The sequence below is a fragment of the Xanthocytophaga agilis genome (assembly GCF_030068605.1).
In the GTDB taxonomy this organism is placed as follows: domain Bacteria; phylum Bacteroidota; class Bacteroidia; order Cytophagales; family 172606-1; genus Xanthocytophaga; species Xanthocytophaga agilis.
The window spans coordinates 1-1,665 of sequence record NZ_JASJOU010000040.1 but is presented as its reverse complement, the minus strand read 5'-3'; the positions used below and the strand labels follow the sequence as shown (position 1 = coordinate 1,665).

The following is a 1,665-nucleotide window of genomic DNA, read 5'->3' as shown; positions in this document are numbered from 1 at the left end:
GACTGAAGTTCCGCTCCCGTTTGCTTTAAGGCCAGAGCTGATGATACACACGTATCAGCTGCAATCTATGCCTCTGTAAAATTGCTTTTATATGGCGATTTTCTTTATGTGTAAACTAATGGATCGTATAAGATCATCCATCATCTCCGATTCATAATCACTGATTTTTTCTGCTTCCCTTAAGAATGTATAAAAGGTCTATTTTTACGGGAGGATGGCATGTGTGAAGCTCTATTTCAAAACAAGGTAGAGCCTACATCGAGCATTACATACAGTAGACAAGAGAGAATTACTAATAATATACAATTTGTGTAACCGATTCCTGTTTCAGTGCATCTAATAACAGAGTAACATACTAAATTGATAAAAATGAAGAACATTTGTGTAGTATTTCTTTTGTGGATATTTACCAGCAGTCCATTTACCATCCAAGCCCAAAGCCTTGAGAAGGCCGTCGATGGTCTAATTTTAAAGGATTTTAATGATAAAAGTGGTCCAGGCGGTGTCTTTATGATTGCGCATCATGGAAAGCCAGTGTATCAAAAGGCTTTTGGTAAGGCGAACCTGGAGCTTGGCCATAACCTGTCGGTGGATAATGTGTTTCAACTTGGTTCCATGACAAAACAGTTTACTGCTGTCGCAATACTACTGTTAGAGCAGCAAGGTAAGCTCAGTACTGTGGATACGATTTCAAAATATATTGGGGATTATCCCAATGGGAATAAGATAACAATCCATCATCTGTTGACACATACTTCTGGAATAAAGGATTTTACCAAAATGAGATCTTTACAGGATATTGCACAAAAAGAGATGACACCTAAAATGATGGTAGATTTCTTTAAGGACGAACCTGTTGATTTTGTACCAGGTGAAAAGTTTGACTATAATAATTCCGGATATGTTTTGCTGGGTTATCTGATTGAACTGGTTTCCGGTGAAAAATATGAAGATTATATCAAGAAACACATTTTTGACAAAGTGGGTATGAGCCACTCCTATTATGCGAGTGATCGAAACGTTATTAAGGGTAGAGCTTATGGATACCATAAAAAAGAGTTTGGCTATGTAAATAAAACTGTAATTAGTTTCAGTGTTCCGTTTTCTTCCGGTTCTTTAATGTCCACTTTATCGGATATGCTCAAATGGCAAAATTCACTGAACAACAATCTTTTACTTGATACGGCTGCAACGAGAAAAGCATTTAGCCGATATAAACTAAATAATGGTTCGGAGTTTTCGTATGGGTATGGATGGCACATCAGGGATATAAACAAAGTGCCAACTCGGGAGCATGGGGGAAGCATTTTTGGATTTAAGACAATGGGTGTATACATTCCCAGTGAAGACATTTATGTAATAGGATTGAGCAATTGCGATTGCCATTCGCCCACAAAGTTAACCGGCGACATGGCAGCGTTAGCTCTTAAATTCCTGGGTAGTCGAAAGAAGGATATTCGTTAGTTTTAGGTGTCTAAGAGCCTTTCTTAGGGTCGAGCAAATTATAAAAAATAGGTTAAGTAACATTGAAAAATTTTACTTTAAGTATGCGGATAAGGGATAAAAAAGCAAATGTAGAGCAAATGATGTTAAGTAGTTATGCAAGTAACTCTTATCGCTCTTTACTACTACGTCTGCCAATGCTATTGTATTCAATTAGCTTGG

General features: G+C 37.3%; 1 protein-coding gene. It reads left to right on the top strand.

Features of this window, described 5'->3' with window-relative positions:
- Positions 1-369 precede the first annotated feature (369 nt).
- Positions 370-1,464 carry a serine hydrolase domain-containing protein gene (locus QNI22_RS40065; protein WP_314520290.1) on the top strand — a complete coding sequence of 365 codons (1,095 nt, stop codon included), beginning with the start codon at positions 370-372 and terminating at the stop codon, positions 1,462-1,464.
- Positions 1,465-1,665: the final 201 nt, after the last annotated feature.